At 61.3% G+C, this 24,320-nt stretch carries 23 protein-coding genes; 7 read left to right on the forward strand and 16 right to left on the reverse strand.

Annotation, left to right across the window (positions count from 1 at the left end; all coding sequences use genetic code 11):
• The first annotated feature begins 185 nt into the window (after positions 1–185).
• From GTP55_RS13260 to GTP55_RS13270, 3 genes are all read left to right on the forward strand, one after another.
• On the forward strand, positions 186–527 hold the full coding sequence (locus GTP55_RS13260) for a hypothetical protein (protein ID WP_161045409.1): 342 nt from the start codon (positions 186–188) through the stop codon (positions 525–527).
• A 107-nt stretch (positions 528–634) separates the two neighbouring features.
• Positions 635–1,666, forward strand: coding sequence for an IS110 family RNA-guided transposase (locus GTP55_RS13265; protein WP_161045410.1), 1,032 nt, complete (start codon positions 635–637; stop codon positions 1,664–1,666).
• A gap of 610 nt (positions 1,667–2,276) precedes the next feature.
• A complete protein-coding gene (locus GTP55_RS13270; RefSeq protein WP_066419950.1) occupies positions 2,277–2,579 on the forward strand; it encodes a putative quinol monooxygenase in 303 nt (100 codons plus the stop codon).
• A gap of 918 nt (positions 2,580–3,497) precedes the next feature.
• On the opposite strand, the gene GTP55_RS13275 is transcribed toward GTP55_RS13270, so the two are convergent.
• Genes GTP55_RS13275 through GTP55_RS13345 form a run of 15 tightly spaced genes read right to left on the reverse strand, consistent with a single transcriptional unit; the run spans position 3,498 to position 17,150 of the window.
• On the reverse strand, positions 3,498–3,683 hold the full coding sequence (locus GTP55_RS13275; protein WP_161045411.1) for a hypothetical protein: 186 nt from the start codon (positions 3,681–3,683) through the stop codon (positions 3,498–3,500).
• 14 nt (positions 3,684–3,697) lie between these two features.
• On the reverse strand, positions 3,698–5,149 hold the full coding sequence (locus tag GTP55_RS13280) for an LPD7 domain-containing protein (protein WP_161045412.1): 1,452 nt from the start codon (positions 5,147–5,149) through the stop codon (positions 3,698–3,700).
• Positions 5,146–5,856: an OmpA family protein gene (locus tag GTP55_RS13285; RefSeq protein WP_161045413.1), complete on the reverse strand. Its 711-nt coding sequence runs from the start codon at positions 5,854–5,856 to the stop codon at positions 5,146–5,148. The genes GTP55_RS13280 and GTP55_RS13285 overlap by 4 nt, the downstream gene beginning before the upstream one ends.
• A gap of 12 nt (positions 5,857–5,868) precedes the next feature.
• Complete coding sequence (locus tag GTP55_RS13290) at positions 5,869–7,641, reverse strand: type IV secretory system conjugative DNA transfer family protein (protein ID WP_161045414.1); 1,773 nt, start codon at positions 7,639–7,641, stop codon at positions 5,869–5,871.
• Positions 7,638–7,964 carry a hypothetical protein gene (locus tag GTP55_RS13295; RefSeq protein ID WP_161045415.1) on the reverse strand — a complete coding sequence of 109 codons (327 nt, stop codon included), beginning with the start codon at positions 7,962–7,964 and terminating at the stop codon, positions 7,638–7,640. Before GTP55_RS13295 ends, GTP55_RS13290 begins: the two co-directional genes overlap by 4 nt.
• The gene (virB11, locus tag GTP55_RS13300) at positions 7,961–9,082 is read right to left on the reverse strand and encodes a P-type DNA transfer ATPase VirB11 (protein ID WP_161045416.1); all 1,122 of its coding nucleotides are present in this window, start codon (positions 9,080–9,082) and stop codon (positions 7,961–7,963) included. The genes GTP55_RS13295 and virB11 overlap by 4 nt, the downstream gene beginning before the upstream one ends.
• Positions 9,063–10,400 carry a TrbI/VirB10 family protein gene (locus tag GTP55_RS13305; RefSeq protein ID WP_161045417.1) on the reverse strand — a complete coding sequence of 446 codons (1,338 nt, stop codon included), beginning with the start codon at positions 10,398–10,400 and terminating at the stop codon, positions 9,063–9,065. Before GTP55_RS13305 ends, virB11 begins: the two co-directional genes overlap by 20 nt.
• 5 nt (positions 10,401–10,405) lie before the next feature.
• Positions 10,406–11,296: a TrbG/VirB9 family P-type conjugative transfer protein gene (locus GTP55_RS13310; protein WP_161045418.1), complete on the reverse strand. Its 891-nt coding sequence runs from the start codon at positions 11,294–11,296 to the stop codon at positions 10,406–10,408.
• Between the two features lies 1 nt (position 11,297).
• Positions 11,298–12,056, reverse strand: coding sequence for a VirB8 family type IV secretion system protein (locus GTP55_RS13315; RefSeq protein WP_161045419.1), 759 nt, complete (start codon positions 12,054–12,056; stop codon positions 11,298–11,300).
• Positions 12,057–12,078: 22 nt separating this feature from the next.
• Positions 12,079–12,783 (reverse strand): P-type DNA transfer protein VirB5, encoded by a 705-nt coding sequence (virB5, locus tag GTP55_RS13320; protein ID WP_161045420.1) that lies wholly within the window; start codon positions 12,781–12,783, stop codon positions 12,079–12,081.
• Positions 12,780–13,799: a TrbL/VirB6 family protein gene (locus GTP55_RS13325; RefSeq protein ID WP_161045421.1), complete on the reverse strand. Its 1,020-nt coding sequence runs from the start codon at positions 13,797–13,799 to the stop codon at positions 12,780–12,782. The genes virB5 and GTP55_RS13325 overlap by 4 nt, the downstream gene beginning before the upstream one ends.
• A gap of 32 nt (positions 13,800–13,831) precedes the next feature.
• Positions 13,832–14,041, reverse strand: coding sequence for a hypothetical protein (locus tag GTP55_RS13330; protein ID WP_161045422.1), 210 nt, complete (start codon positions 14,039–14,041; stop codon positions 13,832–13,834).
• Positions 14,038–16,515, reverse strand: coding sequence for a VirB4 family type IV secretion/conjugal transfer ATPase (locus GTP55_RS13335; protein WP_161045423.1), 2,478 nt, complete (start codon positions 16,513–16,515; stop codon positions 14,038–14,040). Before GTP55_RS13335 ends, GTP55_RS13330 begins: the two co-directional genes overlap by 4 nt.
• Before the next feature lies 1 nt (position 16,516).
• Positions 16,517–16,882 (reverse strand): VirB3 family type IV secretion system protein, encoded by a 366-nt coding sequence (locus GTP55_RS13340; RefSeq protein ID WP_161045424.1) that lies wholly within the window; start codon positions 16,880–16,882, stop codon positions 16,517–16,519.
• A complete protein-coding gene (locus GTP55_RS13345; protein ID WP_161045425.1) occupies positions 16,860–17,150 on the reverse strand; it encodes a hypothetical protein in 291 nt (96 codons plus the stop codon). Before GTP55_RS13345 ends, GTP55_RS13340 begins: the two co-directional genes overlap by 23 nt.
• Positions 17,151–17,474: 324 nt before the next feature.
• Here GTP55_RS13345 and GTP55_RS13350 point away from each other — a divergent pair, with 324 nt between their 5' ends.
• Together GTP55_RS13350 and GTP55_RS13355 are read left to right on the forward strand one after the other, a co-directional pair.
• On the forward strand, positions 17,475–18,320 hold the full coding sequence (locus tag GTP55_RS13350) for a ParA family protein (RefSeq protein ID WP_161045426.1): 846 nt from the start codon (positions 17,475–17,477) through the stop codon (positions 18,318–18,320).
• A gap of 4 nt (positions 18,321–18,324) precedes the next feature.
• On the forward strand, positions 18,325–19,311 hold the full coding sequence (locus GTP55_RS13355) for a ParB/RepB/Spo0J family partition protein (protein ID WP_161045427.1): 987 nt from the start codon (positions 18,325–18,327) through the stop codon (positions 19,309–19,311).
• Positions 19,312–19,335: 24 nt separating this feature from the next.
• Here GTP55_RS13355 and GTP55_RS13360 read toward each other — a convergent pair whose 3' ends face one another.
• Positions 19,336–20,094 carry an SOS response-associated peptidase family protein gene (locus tag GTP55_RS13360; RefSeq protein ID WP_161045428.1) on the reverse strand — a complete coding sequence of 253 codons (759 nt, stop codon included), beginning with the start codon at positions 20,092–20,094 and terminating at the stop codon, positions 19,336–19,338.
• Between the two features lie 1,153 nt (positions 20,095–21,247).
• Between GTP55_RS13360 and GTP55_RS13365 the strand changes: the two genes are divergently transcribed.
• The gene (locus tag GTP55_RS13365; protein ID WP_161045429.1) at positions 21,248–22,069 is read left to right on the forward strand and encodes a sulfotransferase family protein; all 822 of its coding nucleotides are present in this window, start codon (positions 21,248–21,250) and stop codon (positions 22,067–22,069) included.
• Between the two features lie 22 nt (positions 22,070–22,091).
• Positions 22,092–24,317, forward strand: coding sequence for a type I secretion system permease/ATPase (locus GTP55_RS13370; RefSeq protein ID WP_161045430.1), 2,226 nt, complete (start codon positions 22,092–22,094; stop codon positions 24,315–24,317).
• The last annotated feature ends 3 nt before the right edge of the window (positions 24,318–24,320 follow it).

Below are 24,320 nucleotides of genomic sequence, written 5' to 3' on the forward strand. Positions count from 1 at the left end.
CTCCTGGAGCATCAGAAATCGAGTTCCAAGGATGGCATCCCAAAGGAGGATATCGTCGGACATTAAATGTCGCTGACGAATCCTTGAATCAATTCATTAGCCTACTGGAGGGAAGCGGATGGATGTCCGTGCTGTGAGCCTCTATAGCCGCGTTCGGCCATAAGCCGACATAGAACGAGATATTGATGCCACTGAATCAGAAAGATTGCGAAAAGGTTTTGGCGGAAATGACGCCGGAAAGACAGGCCCAATTTCTAGCTAGGCTTGGGCATATGTACACCGTGTACGGTCGAGATGCGTATGAATTCCAGGGCCCAGGCGTTACAAAGCCTAGACTGCTGCGCGACTTCAACGAAGTACATCATCGGTTATATGCACAGCTCGGTGGCCTGTTAACACGTGGCGAAGGTGTTTTTTCTCCAGAAGTATTGGCGATTTGGATTTGTGGTGAGGGGCGAGACGAGGAATTTCGGGTTGCCAGCTTGGATGCGTTTGAACGTTGTCTTAAAAATTTTAATGCTGCATGATAGGCGCTAACGGCCAAAAGCAATGGGATGGACTCCTCCTCACCTATCGGCGTCTAGGCGCCTAAACTGGAGTTTCGACACAACCAGTTAAGGAGAAGGAGTCCACCATGAAGATTATCCGCGTCGGCGTCGATCTGGCCAAGAGTGTCTTTCAAGTGCACGGGGTTGATCGTTGCGAAAAGGTCGTATGGCGCAAGAAGCTAAGTCGTGCAGAATGGCTGTCGGCATTGCTAGAGAAAATTGAACCGGGGTGCGAAATTGGCATGGAAGCCTGTGGTGGCGCATATCACTGGGCTCGGCAATTGCAGAAGCGAGGCTTCACTGTGAAGCTGATTGCACCTCAGTTCGTCAAGCCGTATGTGAAGAGCAACAAGAACGACGCGAACGATGCGGAGGCAATTTGTGAAGCGATGAGCCGTCCGAACATGCACTTCGTCGCGATCAAATCTGTCGAGCAGCAGGACTTACAGGCGATACACCGGATCAGGGCTGAGTTATGTAATCAGCGCAGGGCCAAGGGCAATCAGATTCGCGGCCTATGTTCCGAGTATGGCTTGGTAGCGCCAAGGGAAATGATCCAGTTGCGAGCAGCCGTGCCTTGCTGGCTGGAGGATATGGAGAATGGTCTGACGATACGGCTCCGTCGCATGCTGCGCGGCTTGTGGCTTGATCTCATGAACCTGGAACTCAGAGTTAAAGAATTGGATCAGGAAATTGAAATTGCGGCGGCTACCGATCCGGTCGCCACCAGGTTGCAGCAACTGCGCGGCGTCGGCCCGATCATCGCCACAGCGATCGTTGCCAACGTCGGCGATGCGAAGCAGTTCAACAGTGGCAGGCAGATGGCGGCATCGCTGGGGCTAACGCCACGGCAGAACAGCTCCGGCGGCAAGGAACGATTGCTGGGCATTACGAAACGCGGCGATGCTCAGCTGCGAACGCTGTTGATTCACGGTGCTCGTTCAGTTTTACGAACGGCGGCCAGCAAGAATGATCGGATGAGTCGCTGGGTAACACACATCGCTCAGACGAGGCACCATAATATCGCGGCGGTCGCGCTAGCGAACAAAACGGCGCGTATCGCCTGGGCGATGATGACCAAGGGCACGGACTACCAGCCTGGTCCGGTGACAGTTTAAACAGAGAGCGGCTAGTACGTAAAAAGGAGTATCCAACCACGATTGCGAAACAAGCCGTTGATGGCCAACAGGTCGAACCGGCGCTGGCAGAACCCGAGAATGTCTGTGGCCTCCGAGCCCGAAATAGCGATAGGGAACCGGCGCGCGAATAGCCCATTATGGTCCTTGCCCGACGACGGGCAAAGCAGTTAGAGACCGAATATACGTGAGCAGTCGTACCTAAAAGTCAAAGACGGAATGTTTGCAAACGAGGAGGAGTCCATATACAGACATCCGCCTTTCATTACCGCGCTGCCAATTCTCGATAGGTGATACTATCGTTCAGGCTAGCGTGCTCTCTCTAACCTGCACTGGGACAATCTTGTTTGTACCGCCCTGGTGCCGAGGATAGTCAAATCCTTCCGCAAGTACCGGATGCGGGCTTCACCGAAGACGGCTGCGCCGCAGCATAGCCATGTTCCTTCGCACAAACTCATTGCTGGCTGATCATTGGAGTACATCACGAAAGTCGTTGTCTATCGCGGTCCTAGTCAGCTAGCAGTAGAAACGTATCAGATCCAAAAATCGAAGATCCAACAAACGCCATTGTTGCTTAACAAGGAGATGTATCATGGTCAAACTCGCGTTGTTTGTTCGTCTGGAAGCTAAGCCGGGTAAGGAAAAGGACGTTGAGAGCTTTCTGTTAAGTGGTCTGCCGCTCGTTCAGGCAGAGCCTGCTACAACAGCTTGGTTCGGCATCCGCCTGGGGCCGTCCACCTTTGGTATCTTCGACGCGTTTCCAGATGAGGCTGGGCGGCAAGCTCATCTTTCCGGCGAAGTCGCAGCCGCGCTCATGGAAAAAGCTGGTGAATTATTCGCCCAGCCGCCGTCAATCGAAAAGGTTGACGTTCTTGCGGCAAAGCTGCCGGGCTGAGCAAGCCCAACAGTCGTGCAAGCCGATGGCTTACTCTTGGCGCCCGCGAGCCGCAGCTTAGCGCGGTCGCTGAACGATGGCGTTCAGGAATCGGTAAGGACTGCATTGGGGGGGGGCGCACGCCTAGCGCCGGCACGACCACTTCTCAGTACGCTACCTCCTGCGCATTCAACAGGTCGACGCAACAGTCCTCCTGCCGAAGCAGTTAACGTGTTGCGTCGACATGTTGGATCCGCTCCCCCTGCAGCAAACATTCACGACTTGGAAAAGCAGACACTCGTGGCAGCAAAATGACTAGGTCATGCGGGATCGCGGGGGTATAGTGTTGAGAGCATCAATTCACAACGCGGCGCACCAGCCGAGCGTGCATAGAGTCTGATCGAGGAAAGTAAGGAATTCGAGCGCCGACGGTATCCTAAAGCCCTGAAAGCTGAGATTGCGAAGGTCGGCAATGGGGCGCAAGCTGCCGGTCGGAGCTCGTAGGTCGCCGACGTGTTGCTCGGATTTTATGTCTTATATAGAAGCCGCGCAGAGTCTGCCGCGCTATGCTCGGTGCCACGTTCGTGATGAATACGAGCGTGTGCTCCCGTAAGAACGCGGCTGGGCACCTGTACGACTCACGATGTGTGAGATGCGACGTAAGCGCTTTTACGAATGTTCGATGATCCCTCGCTGTTTTCGGCTCTGGGGCCGACGCCCGACGTTCCTTCGTAGCTTCATATCGACACATCAGATGAGGAGCCGTTCCACCCGTCGGTCACGTGCCGTCGTTGCCGGCCATCTGGGGCACGCTTCAGTGACCTACCTGCTTGCCGAACAATGTTTCCCGATGGTGGTGATCGGCCCCGAAGGCGTGAGTTTGTCGGTCGCCTCGCGCTGTTTGTTTTGTTCTGTTCGGGTCTTGTGAAGGCGATGTTGTCAAAGGCTGACTCGTTGACGCTTGTCGTAGATGCCGGATAAGGCGCGCTCCGCAAGCGCTTTGTCCACACCCTGCATGGACAGGAATGCGAGCGCGGCTTCCTTGCCGAACGCCCGCTGGAACTTTAACGCTTCGGTGATAAGCGCGGTGGTGGTGAGATCGGTACGCCTGTCGGTCGTGTTCATCGCCGTTTGCCTTATCAGCGTTGCTTGTTGGGCGCGGGCGTCTGGCCGTGCTCCTGGTTTGTATGGTGAGCCTGGGTTGTCCGCCTGAGGTGGACTTCGCTGTTATCTTTACGGGCACCGGGCTCGGCTTTTAGGAAATCCCTAGCGTTGTCGAGCGAGATGACTTCCCAGTCGTGGCGGTTGGCGTCGATGGCCACGCGCTTGCCGGTGGGCTTGCCCTGGCTGTCGACTTTCGGTCCGTTGACGGTAACGCTGCGGCTGCCGCGCTGCGATAGCACGATGCCGTCGCCGACATCGGCGCCGCTGCCCGCCATGGCGCGTTGCAGGTCGACGCCCCAGATGGTTTGCCGGCCGCCCGGCGTCTGCAGGGTGACGAAGTAGCTCAAATCGTTGTCGGCATTGTGCTGGTAGTGCGCTGGTCCGTGCTCGAGGACGCGCCCATAATGCGTGCGGTGCCTGGCGAGTTCCTCGGCCGCCAGCGCGGCGGTCATGGAGACCGCCGCTTCGCTGTCCCCGCGCTGGCGCAGGAATTTCTTGAGTTCTTCGACGGCCCGCTGGTGCCGCGGGTGGGCGGTGTCTTGTTCCGGCGCTGGGAGTGCTTTGTTTTCCTTGCGCCTCTGTTGCTCCGCTGCTGACGGTTCGGTTACGGCGGCTTGCTGTTTCGTTTTTGTTTTCGCTGTTGCTGGCGCTCTGGTCTTGGTATTCGCTTTCGTTTTTTGTGACGCTTCCGTCGACGCGGCCGGCTCGCCATGCTGCGCCGCCTGTGGCTCGATGGCGTTCGCGCGCTGGGTAGCTTCGCGCTCGCGGGCCGCCAGCCGTTCGGCCAGGCGTGTTTTGTCCAGCGCGGTGGGCCGGTATCCGGTCGTGGCGATGCCGCGTTCTGCGGCCGCCAGCCAGGCCGCGCGCTTGAAGGCCTCCGTGCCGCGCAGCTTGAGCCTAGTCCAGCCCTTGGCTTGCGCCAGCTCGACCATGGAGGTTGCGGTATCGGCGTCCTCGTGCAGGGTGCGCAGTTTCGTGCCGAGGTCTTCGAAGGCGAGGGCGTGGTCGCGGTCGCGGAAGTAATATTTGCCGTCGGTGTCGATCAGGTAGCGGTTGCGCAGCGATTGCGGGATGTCGAATGTTGGAGGGGGATCCGGGTTGGGGGACGGCTCTGTCCCCGCGCTGGGAGGCGGTACGGTGTTTTGTCCGATCACGAGGGCAGGCGGTGCGCCGTTGAGCCCGTCGAATAATCCGATCTGCTTGGCGATTGCGTTCAGGCGTCCGAGAAAGCCTGTGGCGGCTGGCGCGCCCTGTTGCGCAGGTCCTGTGCCCGATGGCGCCTGACTGGCCTCGTCCTCCTGAGCGGTGTCCTGCGGTTGCAGCGTTTCGAAGCCCGGTAGCTGGGGCTGCTGCGCTTGCTGCCTGGTGCGGTGTGCGGATTTGCCTGGTGTCGTACCGGCCCGCGGGGCGGCTTCGATCTGGTTCATGGCGTGCTCCTGTCCTTGACTGCGGTTGCCAGCGGCGGCGTGGCCAGGCCGGCCAGCTCGATCTCGATCCGACGGTTACGCGCGCGGCCGGCCAGCGTGCCGTTGTCGGCGATGCGGTCGCCGGCGGCCTGGTAGCTGCTGCGGATTTTCGACGGCGCGACGCCGTTGTCGAGCATGTACCGGCGCGCCAGCGCTGCCCGCTGTGCCGCCAGGCGCTTGTTCGCCGGGTCGGGGCGCACGGCGTCGGTGCGGCCGCGGACCGCGATGCGGGTCGCTTGCGCGGCGCCGTTGCGCAGCAGTGCGGCGATCCCGGCGCTCGGGGCGAAGCCGGCCTGTCCTGGCGCTTGCGGAAAGCGCAGCACGGTCCGATCAGGCAGTACCTCGATCTCGACGCCGTCGACGACGGTGAGCGCAGACTGTGGTCGCTTGCTGCGGTTCGCGCCGACGATTGGCGGCTGCAAGGCGGCCAGCTGCCGGCGCAAGGCTTCGACCTGCTGTTCCAGCTGCAGGATGCGCTGTTGTGTCGGCGTGGAGGGCGGTGCGGGTCGCTGCTGGGACTGGTAGCGTTCAATCGCCTCGAGGTTGTTGACCGAAGTGCGGCTGGCGCCGTCCGGCGTGCGCGGCCCGGGCGGGCTGCTGCAGCCATGCAGCAGGGGCAGCAGTAGCATCAGTAGCATCAGGCAGGTTGGCAGGTGAGGGTGTCGCATGGGGCCTCCAGGTCATGGGTCGAGGGCGGACAGGTCGATGCCGGCGTATCCGTTGCCCGCTTGGGCGGCGCCAGCACCGGGCGCGGATGATGCCGCTTGCCGGGCAGCGTTTGCCGGGTTGACGGTGGCGGTTTCGGGTTCGGCAGCTTCGGCGGCGCTGTCGCCATCGGTATCGAACAGTGGCAACTGGGCGAAGAAGGCCGCAACGATGGCGTTGGCTTCTTCCGGCGTCGGGGCCTCGGCGTCCTTGAAGACGGGCAGTACCGGGCGCGTCTGCCTGGGGGATGGCGGCTGGTGGATCGTGCCGGCCGGCGGGCGCGAGATCATCGGTACGCGCGGCACCTCGACGCTCAGTTCGCGCAGGACGAAGGCGGCGTGCTTGATCTGCGCTTCGGTCGGGTAGACCTTGCACCACGGGCCGGCGCCCAGCGTGTGTGCAGCGCGCCGCCAGCCGTGCCGGTCGAGCGCGGCGAGCGTCGGGCTGACCGACTTGAGGCGGTCGATGAAGCGGTGGTCTTCGTAGTAGCGCGCCTTGTCGCACAGGATCGGGCGGCAGTAGCGGGGCAGCACGATCTGCTGATGGCGCGGCATGGTGCGCAGCTCCTGCGGCAGCATCAGGGCCCGCGCATGTTCGGCGCGGTTTTCCGAATGCGACGACCCGCCCGCCGTGCTGCTGTTACTGGTGCTGACGACGGACTGGCCCAGGTAGCCGAGGATCTTGCTGAGTTCCTCCGCCTCGGCCTGGTCGGCGGGCGGATAGGCGATATGGATGGTGTGGTCGGCCAGCAGCGTGCGGGCGTCGGCTTCGCCATACAGCCCCACCGCCTGCGCCACGCTTTGCAGGTTGGACATCAGGCGCAGTCCGTAGCCGCGGATGTAGAAGTTCGACCTGGCGAGGATGCCGAGCTTGCCGATCGCGGCCAGTTCGTCCAGGGCCAGCAGGCATTCGAACTTCAGGGTCAGGTCGTTTTCCGGCAATTGCCGGGTGTTCAGGTCGATCAGCTGCGAGAAGAACAGGTTGGCCAGGATGCCGGCGTCGCTGAGGCGGTGCGGCGGGATGCTGAGGTAGATCGACATGCGGCGCCGGCGCACTTGGCCCAGGTCGAAGTCCGAGTGGCTGGTGGCGGCGTCGACGATCGGGTTGGCGAAGATCAGCAGCGGTGCGTTGAAGGTCGAAATGATGTTGCCGACGGATTCGGACGAGGCAGACTGGAAGCGGTTGAAGGCGTCGACACATTCGGGACTCAGCGGCCGGCTGCTGGTGCGGCGCGAGGTCAGAATATCTTCCAGGTGCTGTTTGACCGGCTTGCCGCCACCGGACGACTGGCGGAACACTTCGCCCAGGGTGCAGGGCAGCTCCGGGGTCTCCATCAGGTACAGCACCAGGCCGAGGAACAGGTTGCGGGCGTTGTCGTTCCAGTACTTGTCCTTGGGATGGCAGTCGCTGGGGTAGAAGGACTGGCCGATCGCCAGGATGTCGCCGACGCGGAACAGCGAATCGCGGGCGATGGCGTCGAGCATGTTCCAGCGATGGGTGCGGCCATCCTCGGCAAACGGCGCCCACAGGTAGACTTGCTGGCCGCAGCGCTGGCGGAACAGCGAGGTGTAGCGGAAGTTTTCGCCTTTGAGGTCGAAATTGACCACCGAGTCGGGATAGTTGAGCAGGTTGGGCAGGACCATGCCGACTCCCTTGTCGCCGCCGGTGGGGGAGGCCACCAGCACGAACTGCTGGTCCTTGGCGGTCAGGTAGCGGCCCCGGTAGCGGCCGACGATGATCTCGCTCATAGCAGCCCCGCATCGCGGATTTCGCGCTCGGTGGCCCAGCGGGCGTCGCCGTACAGCGGGCGCTGTTTGCCGGCCAGGGCGAACACGATCGCTGCGGAGATTATCAGCGGCGGTATGGCTGCCGCCGCAATCAGGCGCCACCGCTGCGCGCGGTCCTCGCCGTAGGCCTGCCAATACAGATACCAGGTGCCGCTGTCGATGTGGCGCGGCGCCGCCTGGTTGAGCAGGAAGTACAGATAGCCGGCGAGGTAGGCCCATGTGGCGAGGGCCGCCAGCGCTGCGGCGCCGACCGCGACGATCAGCAGGGCGGTGCGCAGGCTCATGGCAGGCCTCCTGCATGCACCAGGCTGGCGGCGCCGAAGCGGTGCTGCAGCTTGGCGACCGGATCGTAGCTGACTTCGGCGACGTAGCGTTCCTTGCGCAGCGGCGCACCGTCATCCGCATACACGCGGTCGACCTTGATGTGGACGATGACGTCGATGGTCAGCGCCACCAGCCGGCGCAGGGCGTCGGCGTCGTAGATGGCCGCCTGGGGGTGCTCCTTGCACATCAGGACGTAGCGCTCGATGGCCAGCGCGCAGGACTCGGCGTGGTAGCTGGTCAGCGAACCGCTGTGGCCTGTCGTCAGCAGCTTGAGGAAGTCGAACGCTTCACTGCCGCGCAGTTCGGCCAGCAGCACGCGGTCCGGCTTCATGCGCATATTGCAGGCGATCAGGTCGGCCGGACTCACGGTCGCCATGCCGCTGGCGGGGCGGCTGTAGAGCATGTGGACCCGGTTCGGATGGTTCGGCAGGAACACTTCGCGCACGTCCTCGATGGTGACCAGCCGTTCCTCGTCCGGGATGTACTGGCAGGCCGCCTTCATCAGCGAGGTCTTGCCGGAGCCGGTATCGCCGACAAAGGCGATATTCAATTTATGGCGTACCGCAGCGATCAGGAAGTCGCCCAGTGAACCGGTTTCCAGGCTGTCGATCAGCATCAGCTGGGCTGGGGCCAGGTCCTTGCGCCGCGCTGCCAGTTGCGGCGGACGCGCCCACAGGTAGCGGCTAAAGAATCCCTCGGCCTGGTAGGCGTCGAAGCTGCGCACGGCGCTGTCCGGGATGCGGATGGTCATCGCCACGGTCTGGTCCTCGACCGCCGGCGGCACGGCGATCTGGATGCGCTGCAGGCCGGGCAGTTGGGCGCCGAGCAAGGGCGTCTGGCTGTCGACGCGCTGGTTGGCGTAGGAGGCGATGGCGGTGGCCATGCTCCAGCAGCGCTCCAGCGTCAGGCCGGGCGCTGCATGCCGGGTCCAGTGCGGCCCGGCTTCGACGAACACTTCGCCGGGACGGTTGATGGCGATCTCGGTCACGCCCGGGATGTCGAGGAAGCCCGCCAGCGGGCGGAACAGCTCGCGTACCGAGGTGTCGAGCGGCAGCGCTTCATTTGGTGTGCAGGGCATATACGCTCCCGAAGTCGAGGTCGCGCACGACGGTGATGCTGGCGCGGTCCCCCTGGTGTTTGTAAATGGTCGGCTTGATATTGATCGTGCTTTCCAGGATGCGCTCGGCCAGGTGGCTGCCTGCCTGCGTGGTGTTGGGGTAGACGTTCACGCCGCCGCCGTTGTTGCGGTCGGCGCCGGCGCGCGCGGTCTGGTAGCCGATCGCGTCCTGCACCGACGACAGCAGCACCGCAGCGCCGATGCGGTCAGCCCAGCGGTTGTCGACATAGCCTTCCACGCCCGACGTGCCGAGTGCATCGGACGCCGGCGAATTGATGTTGATGATGACCCCCTTGGTGGTCTTCAGCCGCCCCCAGGTGATGAACAGGCGGCGCTGCCCTTGCGCCGAAAAGGCGATGTAGTCGCCGGTGGCAATCGAGCCCGGCTCGGCCAGGGCGACCACGCCGGTATCGCCATATACGTAGGAGGACAGCACGCACACCGCCATGCCGGAGACGTCGCTGATGACGCGCAGTGACAGGTTACAATCGATCGTGCGGCCTTGCGGCAGCAGCATGTGGCGGTCACCGATCCGCTGTGCCTGCACTGCCGTGGTCGCGGTACCGCGCAGCATGGACTTCAGCGAACCGTGTGCACTTGGGAAGTCGTCTCTGCCCGTTCCCGCCATGTCTTCTGCCGGCGCTAGTGGCGCGGACTGGCCTGATGCGGACTGCGGTGCGACAGCCGGTCCGCCGTCGCTGTAAGGGGCGGTGCGCTGCGGCAGCACGATATCACCATCGTCGCGCTTGGCGGGAACATGGGCGGCCGGCGTCACCGCGGGCTGCTGCATGGCGGCTCCTGTCTGGTACGGCGGCTGCGGGGCTGGCATCGGCAGCGGTGGTATCAGGATCTGGCCGTCATGGCACACCCGCACCGGCAGTCCGGTCGGCGTCAGGATCAGGGTGCCGTCGCGGGCTTTCATCGGTTCGCTTGGCCGCTTGTCGGCGCATAGCTGCAGGTCTTGCGCCCCATCGGCGGCCGCCGTATTGGGTGACGCGCTGGGCTGAGCGGTCGTGACAGGAAAGGTGCGTCGTCCCGGCTGGGGTTCGGCGGTGCTGGTTTGCAACTGGCCTTGGCCTGGCGCCGTGCTCTTGGCATGGAAGTAGGCTTTCGCCCGCTGTACCGACATGGCGATCGCCGCCCCAATCAGCACCACGATGAGTGCCGCGCGCAAGACTCTGAACCAGGGCTTGCTGGCAGCGCCGCCGTAGTCATTCACCGAGACGATGCGTTCGGCGGATGTATCTTTAGCCGGTGTGGGGTTTGTGCTGTCCATCATTCACCTCAGCGCGCTATTCTGCTCAGTCCATCGACCGTTGTGCCATTGATGGGCGGCACGCCATAGGCATCGAAGCCCTCGTTCCAGATGCCGACCACCGCGTCCCCCAGTCGCAGGACGAAGCGGCGTCCCATGCGCTCGACCACCACCATGGCGGGGTCGAGCGGGTCGATGTGGAAGTTGACGCGCCCCTCCTCGCCGGCGCTGGAGACGAAGTAGATGGTTGGCATCTCGCGGTTGGCCGGGAACTGGAAATAGGTGAAGCGGCCATCATCGAACGCCAGCGATGGCACGATATCTTCGCCGCCAGGCAGCACTTGCATCGTGTAACGCCAGTTACGCGGGCTGGGGCGTGCCGCGTCCGCCAGTTCGGACGGGGTGGGCGCGGTTTGCGCGGCCGGGGAGGCGGCCGATGGCGCTGCTGCTTCGCTGTAGCGGAAGATGACCCGGTACATCGGTAACGCGCCGGCGTGTTGCGGCTTGCCGGCGCCGTTGCGCTGCTTGGTGGAGTCGGGTACGACCTCGAAGCGGAAGCTGTAATCCCGTTTGTCGGTGCGCAGTTCGAGATTGTTGGCGGTAGCGCGGTCTTTGGGGCGGATCAGGACCTGGTTGCCGCCGGCGTCGGCCCGCATGCACCATTCGTGTTCCGGTTTGGCGCAGTCGGCGCCCAGGCCGGTCGCGGCGCCATCACGCAGGATGTGCTCCTGTGCTGCCAGCACGATGCGGGTAGCGGCGCCGCGCTGGACTTTGATGATGGCGACGTCGTCGGCTTTGTAATCGAGGTAGAGCACGCGCGCATCGCCGCTGGCCGGCACCGGTAGCTGGGCGGCGGCAGCGGTGCGCAGGAACAGAGCAGGCAGCAGGCAAAGCAGCAGGCGGAAGACGGACAGGCGCATGTCATTCTCCATTCTGGCCGGCCGGGGACCTGTCGCCCTTGACGGTGACTGGGGTCATTTCGTTGGCGATCCGGTAGACCGATACCTTGAAACCCAGGGGATTGCGGATCAGCGATAGCTCCTTGCCGAACATCCGTGGCCGGTAGCTGTAGGCTAGGGTTGCGATGGCGTATTGCACCGGATCGACCAGATTGGTGTCGAGGTGGCGCAAGGTGCGACTGAAGCGGACCGTCGCCTGCTGGCCGACAGCGTTTGACGCCAGCTGGATACTGACGATTTTGATCTGGATTTCGGTTTGCTCACCGAGCTGCTTGTCACGCGCGGCCGGCCCCTCGTAAGTCTGCATGAAATCGCGGCCGACATCGGCCTCACTCAGCTCCAGCACCGTGTCGTAGTCGTCCTGCAGCAGCCGGTAGAAGTAGGATTCGCGGGCCACGACGTATTGCTGAACCCAGTGTTTATCAAGCACTTCCTGGTAGCCCTTGATGGTGCGGTCGTCGATGGTGCCGATGAATTCGACATTGCCTTGGACGCGATCGAGCGCGAGCAGATAAGGCACATCCCGACGGTAGGGCGCCAGCACCGCCAGCGCGACGACGGCCGTCAGCGCGACGCTGGAGGCGACCGTCGCCACCCACCAGGCGCGGCGCTCGGACCTTTGTAGCTGATGGTCGATCAAGACTTCCCAGGCAGGCATCTGGCGCGTGGTGGGCGCGGAATTGAGCGTGGCTGGTTGGACACTTGAGGGGACGGCCGGCATGGCGGGCTCCGTACAGGTGGGGTTATTTCATCGGGACGAAATGGAAGTTTTCGCTGCCGTTCGTCTTCAGCGTCAGGCTGTGCAGGACTTTTTCGCGCACTGCCTGTTCGGCGCTGCGGTCGGCGGCTTCGGCCAGGCCGCGCATCAATGCCAGGCGGTTGGCGTCGTTGCCGACCTGGGTGGTTTCCACCTGCAAGCGCGCCTGCAGTTCGGCGATCGACTTGGGATCGCTGGTCGCGTTAATGTGCTGTTGCAGTGCCTGGATTTGTGTGCTGCGGGCGGTCGTGAGTGCGAGCGCCTGTTGCAGCAGCGCCTGCTGCTGGGCGCCGTTGTTCAGCAGCCGCTGGCAGGTGATCAGCGCATCCCCGCTGCGGTTTTCGCAGTTGTAGAGTTTGCCCTGGAGCCTGATGGCTTGCGCCATGACCGATAGTCCGGACCAGCCCTGGCTTTGCAACGCCTGATAGATTTCGGGCAGCTCGGAGGGGACGGTGGCTTGCAGCAAGGGATTGCTGGCGAGTCCGCCCAGCCCGCGCGACCCGGTGGCTGCAGTCAATTGTTGCTTCAGCTGGTTTTGCTGCTCGATCATTTGCTTGTATTGTTTTTCCCATGCCTGCACCTGCTTGATTGCCTGCCCGAGTCCGGCGCTGTCGATCACGGCCATCTGGGCATGGGCCGCGCCATGTGCGAATAGGATGATGCTGGCGATCATCAGCGGACGTAGTTTCATGCTGCTCTCCTTGATTGTTGATGACGAAGATTGGCCAAGGCCAGGTTCTGGTAAATCGGCCGGGGTGTGCTGATGGCGTTGCTGCGGGTCGAGGTGGGCCCGGACGGGCTGGCGTTGCCGATTCGATTCGGCCTCGCCGGTGGTGGATTGTGCGACGGTGTCCTTTGCGGTGTCCAAAGCAGCATGTGCATGATTGCGCGACCGACGCCGGCAATGGAGGCGCCGCCGAACAGCGCGCTGGCAAGCTGCGGGTGGAACAGCACGACGATGGTCAGGGCGATGCAATTGATCAGCAGCGCGCACACCGCACGGATGATGTTGATGGTGTCGGTCTCGGTGAGCATGTGTGCGGCGAACTGGCTGGCGAAAGAGGTCAGCATCACCGCCGTCACCGTTACCAGCACTTTCAGGAAGATGAAATTCAAAGCCTGGCCGAGCCAGTTTTCCGCGTATTTTTGGGTGGGCGTCCAGGCCGCGCACAAGAGGAATGCCGGACCCACTGCCATGACGATGGCAACCGATACTTTGGCGAGTACATAAAAGCCTATGGATATTGAGAAAATTGCCGAGTCAGCGAGCGATACGATCGCTGCTGCGAAGATTAACGCGACATTAGGAAAGATACCGGTAGTGGCGTCGCTCCACAGACTTTCGCCTAATGCGGCGAATGGCTCTTCCATTTTGTCCAGCTGCGCCGCGAAACTGGTTTCTCCAGAGACCGCATAAATAAAGGAGGCGCCCACGCCATCCAAGCCGCTGACCACAAAACTCTGATAGGTGCCTGCGCTAAGGGAAATCAAGAGGATGAAGCTTGTTCGCCCCAGGCGCAAGAATGTTTCCTTGATCGGCGCGCCATGCTGGCCGCGCGCGATCGATAGTCCGATAAAGACAAAAGTAATCGCCATGGCGGCGACGGCTATCGGAGTCAATACAGCGCAGACAGCAGCACTTTTTTCCGAAACAAATTTACCCAGGAGCACATCAATGGCGGCGTCTAGATTTTGTGCTGTTTTCATGATGGTTCAAGCAATAATGAATTGATCTGTATTTACTTCTTCGGGCCAGGACGCAATGAGGATGAATCTTGCTTAGGCTCGCGCTGTTCTGGTGTCGGTGCGACTGCTGATGGTGGTGGCTTGAAATCGAAGTTTTCCGTCCCGTCCTTGCTGCTGTGCAAATTCCCCTTTTTCTCGCTATCGCAAGCAACAACGGAAATTGCTGTGAGCAGGACTGAGATGACAAACTGCTTGGGTTTCATGGCTGGTGCTCCTTATTTGCGAGTTTCTGGCGCCTTTGGCGGATTTGTTGTTGAAGGATTGGCTCCCACGCCTCTGGCGCATCGCCGACTTTGGCGCGAATCTCGTCCAGCAGCAGCACGTTGTCCAGCGAGCCGGAGAAGATGTTCAGAACGTCCGGCATGTCGCTGAGGTCGTACTTCAGGATGGCCGACTGATGGTTTTGCTTGACCAGCAGCAGCCTGCTGTTCTCGTTCATGTTGCGGATGAGGTTGAATTCCTGTTCGCTGAGCTTGAAGCCCAGCACGTAGTCGTCGTGGTCGGCCGCCGGGTTGGGCAGGAAGATCTTGGTCACGCACTGCTCGACGATGGTCTTGCTGATGCGGTGCAGCAGGGTATCGGCGGGCGACTGCGTGATGAAGACGCCGATGCCATTCAGTTTGCGGATGGTTTTTTGACGGTTGTAGACCGAATCGGCGAACTGGTCGTTTTCCAGGTACTTCCAGAACTCGTCCATGTAGTAGACGAAGGGATTGCCGTCGATCATGTCGGTGCTCATGTGCAGCAGCAGGTCGACGATGGGTGAGCAAAGTTGTGCGTCATCGAGGATCTCGGTGCAGTCGTAGCCATAGATGCCGACGCCCTGCAGGTCCAATTGGTGCGTGTGGCGCGGGTTGTCGAAGGCCCAGCCAAGCGGACCTTGGGCAGTCCATTTGCGCAGCCGGTCGCGCAGGCTGCGTCCTCCCTGGCGCACGGTCAGGTTTTGCCACACGGTCGATAAGCGGCGCAGCTCGAATGGAATGGCGTCGCTCATGACGGTGCGCACAGCATGGCTGGTTTCGTTTTCTTCCTGGGTCTCGTCGCCAGGCTGGGCTGGTCCTGCCAGCAGGCGCAGCCACTGTTCGCAGTAGGCGATGTTGCGTTCGGTCAGCGGTAGCTGGAACGGATTCAGGCCGGTCGGTTCACCGCGCTTGAAGCCGGTGTAGTGGCCATCGAGGCGGCGGATGCAGATTTCTGCGCCGCGTTCCTTGTCGAAAAACATGGCGCGGTAGCCCGGATATTTCTGGGCCAGGGTCATCAGGCCGTTGACCAGCGCTGTCTTGCCGACCCCGGTAGGGCCGATGACGATGGTGTTGCCGGGGCGTTTGTCGTCGGTGGAGTCCTGGTCCACCGGCGAGGCGTGGTGGTTGAGGAAGTAGGGCTGACCGCTGGGGGTGTCCATCAATGCCAGCGCAGGCCCCCAGGGGTTGCCGTCGCGTTTGCCTTGCGCGAAGTTATGCAACGGCGCCAGATTGGTGAAGTTTTTGCTGGTGATCGCGGCTTCACGCGGCCGCATGCCCCAGTTGCCGGGCAGCTGGGCGAACCAGGCGCATTCGGGGATGGCATCGATGATCGCCATCTTGAAGCCCGGCCCATCCTGTAGTGCCGTGCGCGCTTGCGCCATGTGGCGCGCGGTTTGCGCCGGCGAGTCGCCAAACACTGCCAGCGAATAATGGTATTCGCCCATCTGGATATCGCCGCTGTTGACTTCGCCCATCGCGGCGTCGATCTCCTCGATCTCGCGCGTTGACGGATCCTGCGCCGCATACAGGTGGCCCCGCTGCCGCTCCAGGGCGTGCAGGGCGTCGCGCTTGCCGAGCATCGAAAAGCTCTGGGTTTCGATGTATTCGTAGTCGCTGTACAGGATGGCATTGTTCATCCCCGGCTGGGAGGTGCTGGGGTAGTCCTGGAAATCGAGCAGACCGGCGAAGCGGCGCTGTTCGGGATGCCAGATCTCCACCATGCCATTGCTGTCGCCGAAGTGCAGGCGCGAGACCGGCAGGTACTCGGCCAGCCGGGTGTCATGGCAGGCGACTTCTTCCCACACGCCGTTCAGCAGGAAGCCGTAGAACGCCGCTTGCTCGGAATAAGCGTGCCCCGCGCGCTGGTACTCGCCCAGCCGTTCCGGTCCGTAGCTGCGCAGGCTGCTTTCCAGCCGTTGTCCCATTTCGTCGATCGCTGCAAGATTGCTTTGCTGTGCCGCCAGCAGCTCGGCGAGGGAGGCGCCGGCCAGGCGCTTGCGCAGGCCCGCCTTGGGCCAGTTCAGCGGCCGGTAAATCAACGAAAGGTAGAGTTCGGTCACCATCTGGCGTGGGCCCAGGCCTGTCCGGTTGCTGGTCAGGCCGGCGTTGTAGCGTTGCGTGAAGTGGCGCGCGAACGCCTGTTCCGGCATGCCCCCCGGGATCAGGTTGACCGCGCGCCTGACCTTGTGCGCCCAGATGGCGCAGCGGCCGCCCCCCATCGCGTTCCAGAAGTTGTGCAGCGTGCGCTTGCGGTCGGCGATAAACGCCGGATCGGCGGTTTCAAACGCGATGCCGGCGAGGCGCCAAGTGGCAAGCAGGTCGCCGTTGTGGCGCAGGCGGATCACGTTGGGGCTGATCCAGCCGCCGAAGGGGACGTGGTCGGCGATCGCCGCTTCGGCGTTGGCGCGGCGGCGCAGTGCGGTCAGGGCGCGCATGTCAGCTCCGGCGTTGGTAGTTGTGCGGGCTGTAGGAGTACGCTCCCCAGCGCAGCCGCGATGACCAGTGAAGGAGGCGCATGCGGACCCTTAGCCACAGCTGACGCAGGCGCTGGTCGTCTTTTTTGGTGGCGGCGCGCATTTCCAGCACCAGCGGAATGTAGACGGTGGCAGCGCCGAGCAGGGCGTAGGCTGTGAACAGGTAAGCCAGCCACACCCCCGCCAGCGCGCAGGCCAGCGTGACCATGACCATCGGCATCAGCGGAATACCGAGCAGCATCGCAGGGCGGGTGCAACCGCGAAAGAAAGGATCGTCGAAGTCATCCATGGCGAGCCCTTCATTTTCATTTGACGAATTGCGCTGCATATACGCCTGCCCCCGCGGCGATGCCGGCTCCCACAAGAAGATGCCAAATATCAATTAGCCGTTTGTGCCGGGCGCCGATTTCAATACCGGCCATGACGAAAAAGCCTGTGAAGATCACGACACAGGCGGCGACCAACAGATTCAACCCGAATTGCAGGTTCTCCGTTATTTTCGTCTGTTGCACCTGCGCCGAGGCTTGTACACAGACGCTGCACAGCAGGGGGAAGATACTGGCCGACAGAATGCGGGAAACGGTTGCCTTGTTCATGGGGTCTCCTGGAGATCAAAGCTTGGGCGCGATGGCCCTGAAAGCTATTTTCTTATTTGAAACATAAGTTAATATATGAATAACTACATGAGTAGGCTAATTCACGATTGCGGGTGCTTCAAGGCGGCCGCGACGGACGGTTGATCTGGCGCTAATGTCAGGCGCTTTGCGCGGTTTGGTTGCGCAGGGATTGATCCCGCTCAGCACGTGAATTTTTTACTGCTAGGTTGCACTTCGCGAACGGATCGGGTTTGATCTGCCGCATGCCCGCGCGCTGCGGACGGCGTACAACAGCGGAGGATGGGACGATTACGCGGGGTGGCAATGAAAACCGTGGCGGTGGCGACGCAGAAGGGCGGGGTGGGCAAGACCTTCGTGTCTTGCCAGCTCGGCTTTCGCTTGGCTGGCTTGGCGGCGCCGACGCTCTTGCTGGACCTGGACCAGCAACTCAATGCCAGCGACAGCATGGCGCGCGGCGGCCTGGTGGCGTGTGCGCCGTTCACCATGCTGGAGGTGTTCGAGGGACGCGCCGGTGAGCTGCCGCCCGGCCAACTGGTGATGGTGCCGGGCCATCCGGACCTGGCGGCCATGGAGCGCCAGCCGCAGCGCCACAATGCGTTCGTCAACGCACTGCAGCGTTTCCTGGCCGAGGTCTCCGGACGGTTCAGGGTGTGCGTGATGGATACCAATCCCAGTCCGGACGTGCGCTACGCGGCGGCGCTGGCGACCGCTGACTTCCTGCTGGCGCCGGTGCAGCTGAACCAGGAGGCGATCGACGGCATCGCGACGCTGCTGCACCATGGGCGCTACGGCTACCACAAGATCCGCCAGGTCCTGAATCCCCGGCTGGAACTGATCGGCATCCTGCCGAACCTGGTGGAGGGCACGCCGTTCCAGCGCGCCAATCTGCAGCAACTGGTGCTCCAGCATCCGGGCTTGCTGATCCCGGTGCCGCGCGGCGATGTCATGGGCTACGCCTATATTCCGACCCGGACCGCGGTGGCGGAAGCGCAGGCGGCCGGCGTGCCGCTGTGGCAGTTGCGTCAGCGTCCTGCCGGCCCGCAGCCGGCGGGCGGCGCCCTGCCGCTGCGCAGCGCGGCGCGCGATGCCTGGCGCGAGATCAAGCCGTCGTTCGACGCCATTGCCGCCATCCTGCTGCGCGAGGACTGACATGGTGCTCGACCTGTCCCGTCTGGATGAAGGGCTGGTGCTGTCACGGACGCGGGCAGTGCCGCCGGCGGCGCCGGTGGCCGAGTTTGAAGAAGATCCGGACCAGCCGCGCAGCGAATTCGACGAGGACGCGGCGTTTGCCGCGCTGGTCGCGGATATCCGGCAGCGCGGCGTGCTGCAGCCGCTGGTGGTGCGGCGCATGGCCAGCGGGCGGCTGCGGATACGCTTTGGCGCGCGCCGCTACCGGGCTGCGTTGCGCGCCGGCCTGGCGGTCATCCCGTATGTCGAGACCGAGGATGAGCGGCAGTTCGACGATTATGCGCAGGTGGCGGAGAACGCCCACCGTCAGCCATTGCAGCCGTTGGAGCTGGGCTGCTTCATCGTCCGCAAGCTGGCGGCCGGTGAGACCAGGCGTGCGGTGGCGGCGCGGCTCGACATGGATCCCAGCGCTGTGACCCATTTGCTGGCCCTGGCAGTGGCGCCGCCGCCGCTGTTGCTGGAGCTATACCATAGCCGGCGCTGCCGCGCGCCGTATTACCTCTACCTGTTGCGCAAGCTGATGCGACGCGATGCAGCGTTGGTGGAGCGCCGGCTGGAGGTGGTGGCGAACATCGACATGGCGGCGATCGAGGCGATGACGGAAGAACTGCGTCGCAAGACGGCGGTGTTGTCCCCAGTAGGCCCGGCCAGTGCCGTTGACGCCGTCTCGTCGGCGTTGTCGGCCGTGGCACGCAGCCCACGCAAGCGCGGCGGTCGCCCGGTCGAGGTCGTTCATGGCGGGGCAGTTCGCGTGTTCGGGACGCGGGATGGCAGGGGGCTGGAATTGATGCTGATGGCGCCGCCGGAGGCGGACCAGGCCTGGGTGCGCTACGCAGACGACCACGCGCCACAACTGGTCCCGGTGGCGGATATCCACTTGACCGTGATCAGGGCTGCCGGCGTTGCCGGCGAGGCGCCGGCCGCCAGTGCACCCGGTTTGACGCCGCCTTGAATGCCTTGACTGCTGCTGGGCGCGTCAGAACAGGTCCAGCTGGACGTCCGGCGGAGCGCCAGCGGCCACTTCCCTGGGCGCCTGCCGGCTGGCAGGAGCCTTGGGGGCCGGCTCGGCTTGCAGCAGCTCGGCCGGATAGAGTTGCAGCAGGGCGCGTGCAAACTCGGGATTTTTGGACCCCAGCCAGTCGTCGTAGTCCTGCGGTCGCAGGATGGCGACGCCACGTTTTTCCTTGTCGCTATGGAAGCGCCGTAGCAGGGGGTGGAGATCGGCGTTCAGCGTGAAATGGGTGAAGCTGTGGGCGATGCCGCCGTCCGCTTCTTCCCAGCTGCGCCACATGCCGGGCAGGCCAAATGGTTCGCCGGCCAGCGCAATGCGCCAGCGCTCGTGCACGCCGGTTTCCCAGTTCGGTTCGAACACTGCCTGGGCGGGAACGATGCACAACTGCTGCTGTTGCCAGAAGCGCTTGTAGTTGAGCCGGCTGCCGACGTCCTCGGCGCGGGCGTTCATGGTGTCCATTGCAATGCGTTTTCGCTGGACCTCCTGGCCTGCCGCCAGCGACAGCTTTTCTTGTTCGGTCAGTGCCTTGAACGGCCGATGGCGCTGCGGGACGAAGCCGTAGCTGCCGACCACGCCCTTGCGCTGGCCCTGGTCGTCGTGGACGATGAACGGCGCCAGGTGGTCGCGGTAGATCTCGTCGCGCCAATCGTCGCTGGCTTCGATCGGGGTGCGGAACCAGTCGAAGGCGATCTGCCGGCTGACGGTGAGGTAGTTGACGCACATGGTTGCTCCTGGCGGGATCTGGTGCTGCCAGTGTAACGCGATCACGACGCGACGGCGAACGGATGGGCATATGGCGCTTGCCGGGCGGGCACCGGTTTTCCTGGACCACCGGCTATCGACCCTTGGCGAGGCTGCGTTGCCTGCAGCGTGGGCGGCGGCGTGTTGGCGCCGGGACGGGGGGCGCAGGTGGCGTCGCTCCGCATTCGATGCAGCACTGTGCGCGCGCTGATATTGTCGAAGGACGGGCCGCGCTATGATTGGGATCTGCATCAGAGCGGGCGATGAATCATGACATTTATAAACGAGCACTGCAGGCGAAACCTGCGGGCGATCGGTGCGCTGGTCCTGGACGACGACGGGGCGGAGGTCTCGCTAGGCTGCACCTTTGGATGGCAGCGCTGCGTGGCAAGACCGCTCTTCTGACGGATCATGGGGCGGTCAGTGCGTCTGATGCAGTCGCGTTAACTTTGTCGAGCGCTTCACGCAGCGCACGCCCGCACACCGGGCGGTCAGTGCATGTCGTCGCGGGTAGCGGGGTTCGGGTGTTCGGGACGAAGGATGGCAGCGCATTGGAATTGGTGCTGATGGTACCGCCGGCGGCAGGCCAGGCGTGGGTGTGCTTCGCAGAGGACAAGGAACCCCAACTGGTCCCCGTGGCGGAAATTAGCCTGACCAACATCGAAGGCATAGGTGCAACCGGCTGGGCCGGGTTGCCTCTGCGGTGAGCTGCACGAAATCGCATGTCAACGCCGTCGGCGTAACCAACCCCGAGAATCTCGATAACCATGCCAGACCTCCTTCCGTAAATTGGACGAAGCACGCGTTTTGAGCAGGGGCGGGGAAGTCAATCTCATTAAATCAATCGCACTTGAAACGACATCCGCCGCAAGCGCTACCGAAGCGAGTTTCTCGCAAGTCGAAATTTTCCTGATGTGATTATCAAGAAATTATTACAACCGTATGACAATTATGGAAAATTATTGTTTCGTTTTGTGTGGATATGTCGCGAATTATTTCAAATAATTATAAAAAAGCGAAAAATTGTATCGCCGTGTATCAGATTGGATTCTGTGACATTTGGTGAATTTTAATTTGAAATGTGTTCGTATAATTTTCTCATTCAAAAAAACGGCTCAGACATCTTAATTTTTTTATGTCATCTAAATTTCATTTTATTTCCGGGTTGCCGCGATCCGGGTCTACTTTGCTTTCCGCCTTATTAAAGCAAAATCCGAAATTTCACGCGTCAGTTACCAGTCCGGTAGCGCCGCTTATCAATGCTTTGCATCCCAAAATGTGCGGAGGTGAATTCGGCTCATTTTTCGACGATGAGCGGCGTGCACGCGTTTTGCGTGGCGTATTCAACACTTATTACCCGCCAGAAGGCGAGGCTGCAACAGAAATCTGGTTTGATACCAATCGGTCTTGGACTGGTCGCATTGCGCTTCTCAACGCGCTTTTTCCCGAGGCGAAAGTGATCTGCTGCGTCAGAGATATCGGGTGGATCATTGATAGCATCGAACTCATGCTGAAGAAAAACCCGATGCAATTGTCGCGAATTTTCAATTTTAGTGCTGGCGCATCGTTATATTCTCGTGTTGATAATGTGATGAATCCAGAAAAAGGGCTAGTTGGTTTGGCTTGGCACAATTTACGAGAAGCGTGGTTTGGCACACAAGCAAATAATCTTATCGTAATTCCATACGATAGTTTTATTAAAAATCCAGAGCAGACGCTAAAAAATCTTTATTTAAAGCTTGGCCTCGATTATTTTCAGCACAGTTTCACCAATGTTTCGTTCGAGGCTGAGGCGTTCGATCAACAACTCGGCATGCCAGGATTGCACACGATTCGTCAGAACGTGGAACAGATCAAGCGTATTCCGATTATACCGCCAGATGTGTTTGTTAAATATGACGCGTTCCATTTTTGGAAAGATCCGGCCATGAATCCGCGCGGCGTTACCATTCTTTAAAACTCCAGGCTCCTCTAGAAACATGGTTAATATATTGTCGCATGCTCCCGTTCGGGAATCAGATCGCGCGCCGTCTGGCCTCGATACGGGACTGGGGTGCGTGCTGGGCATTGCACACTTGCATGGCATCGCCGCCGACGAAGCAACCCTGCGCCATAAATTCGCGTTGAGTGAAATCTTCGGTGCTGAGCAAATAGTCCTGGCTGCACGCAGTATTGGCCTGAAGGGGAAAGTCGTCCAACAAGCACCGGCGCGCTTGGCCCAAGCACCACTCCCGGCAGTGGCCATGGACCTCAGCGGCAAGTTCTTCATTGTCGCTAAATATACCGCGCACAGTGCCGATGCCGGTGCTTGCGTGCTGATTCAGCATCCCGGCAGCGCTCCGCAGGTGATCACGGAGGCGTCGTTGTTCGCGCTTTGGACGGGAGACCTGATCTACTTTACCAGTGCTTTAAGCATTTCCGGCGACTTAGCGAAGTTCGATTTCTCATGGTTTATTCCTGCAGTGATCAAGTATCGCAAGCTACTCGGTGAAGTACTGCTGATATCACTTGTTTTACAGTTGATCGGTTTGGTCACGCCGATGTTTTTCCAGGTGGTGATGGATAAAGTCCTCGTCAATCACGCCATGCAAACGTTGAACGTCATCACGTTGGGGCTGGTATGCGCGACGGTGTTCGAGGCTGTGCTTACCGGCATCCGGACCTATGTGTTCTCCCAGACGAGCAGCAAGATCGACGTGGAACTCGGCGCCCGGCTGTTCCAGCACCTACTGAATCTGCCGCTGGCCTACTTTCAGAGTCGTCGCGTCGGCGACTCGGTGGCGCGGGTCAGGGAGTTGGAAAATATCCGCACCTTCCTGACGGGAAACGCAATTACCTTGGTGCTGGATTTACTATTTTCTTTCGTCTTCATTCTGGTGATGCTGTGTTATAGCGCCGACCTGACCCTCATTGTGCTGGTATCGATTCCGTTATACGGCGTGCTGTCCCTGACGTGCACTCCCATTTTGCGCGCACGGCTGACTGAAAAATTTAACCGGGGCGCCGAAAACCAGTCCTTTCTGGTGGAAACACTGCATGGTATCGACACGATCAAGGCCATGGCGGTAGAACCTCGCTGGCAACAACGCTGGGAGCGCCAGTTGGCCGGCTATGTCAGTGCCGGGTTAGCTGCCACCAACATCGCCATGGTCGCAAACGGCGGGGTCAGTCTGATCAACAAGTTAGTCACGGCAGCCATCATGTGGTATGGCGCAAAGGACGTGGTTGGGGGAAGTATGAGTGTCGGCGAGTTAGTTGCCTTTAATATGCTCGCCAGCCACATATCTTCCCCGATCCTTCGGTTAGCGCAGGTATGGAACGATTTTCAGCAGGTCGGCATTTCGATGCAGCGCCTGGGGGACATCCTCAATACACCCGCCGAAACCCGCGCGCAGCAATCACCCATGCCGCAATTGGCAGGCGCTATTCGCTTCGACCAGGTCAGCTTCCGCTACCGAGCCGACGGCGGTGACGTTTTAAGAAAACTCGATCTGGTTATCGCTGCGGGCGAGGTGATCGGCATCGTCGGACGATCAGGCTCAGGAAAAAGTACCCTGACCAAGCTGGTTCAGCGGCTGTATGCGCCGTACAGCGGACGCATTCTGATTGATCGGCAGGACATTGCCATCAGCGACAGCGTCTCTTTGCGCCATCAGATCGGGGTGGTGCTGCAGGAGAACACCTTATTCGCGCGCAGCATCCGGGACAATATAGCGCTGAGTAATCCATCAACGCCTATCGACGAAGTCATCGGTGCCGCCAAGTTGGCCGGTGCGCACGACTTCATTTGCGAACTACCGAACGGCTACGACACCCAACTCGGCGAACATGGCACCGGTCTGTCCGGCGGGCAGCGTCAGCGCATCGCCATCGCACGTGCGTTGATTACCAATCCTCGCATCCTGATCTTCGACGAGGCGACAAGCGCGCTGGACTATGAATCGGAAAAAATCATTCAAGACAATATGCGCGATATATGCGTCGGGCGAACAGTACTGATTATTGCCCACCGTTTGTCAGCCGTGCGTGATGCCGATCGCATCCTCGTCATGGAGCGTGGTCAGATTGCCGAAATAGGCAGTCATCAGGAGTTGCTCAATATCCCATCCGGGTTGTACGCCAGCTTGCACCGGTTGCAGGAATCGCATGCTTGTACGCCCCATGCGGCGATGCCGGCTGCCTACACCATGGAGGCGACAGCATGAGGG

It is taken from the genome of Duganella margarita, from assembly GCF_009857535.1.
Classification (GTDB): domain Bacteria; phylum Pseudomonadota; class Gammaproteobacteria; order Burkholderiales; family Burkholderiaceae_D; genus Rugamonas; species Rugamonas margarita.